Source organism: Paraburkholderia sp. RL17-383-BIF-A (assembly GCF_046028015.1).
Lineage (GTDB): Bacteria > Pseudomonadota > Gammaproteobacteria > Burkholderiales > Burkholderiaceae > Paraburkholderia.
In genome coordinates this window covers 1-326 of record NZ_JARESR010000099.1, presented here as the reverse complement: position 1 = coordinate 326, position 326 = coordinate 1, and the positions used below count along the sequence as shown (strand labels likewise).

Annotated in this window: 1 protein-coding gene; it reads left to right on the top strand. The window is 59.8% G+C overall.

The window, feature by feature from the left end:
- Positions 1–326, top strand: a 326-nt coding sequence (locus tag P0D71_RS36115) for an NAD(P)/FAD-dependent oxidoreductase (protein ID WP_408483901.1), incomplete at both ends; no start/stop codon positions are given.

Below are 326 nucleotides of genomic sequence, written 5' to 3'. Positions count from 1 at the left end.
GACAAGTTCCTGTTCCTGACCGAAACCGGTTCGAAGAGCGTGCCGGTCTGGGCGCTGCCGGATAACTTCAAGAATCACGGCAATTACGTGATCAGTCTCGCGAATGTGACGCGCTGGCTGGGTCAGCAGGCTGAGGCGCTGGGTGTGGAGATTTTCCCGGGCTTTCCTGCGGCCGAAATCCTCTATAACGACGACGGTTCGGTCAAAGGCGTCGCGACTGGCAACCTGGGCATCGGCAAGGACGGTGAACCGACCGAGAACTTCCAGCTCGGCATGGAACTGCACGCGAAGTACACGCTGTTCTGTGAGGGCGCGCGTGGGCATCT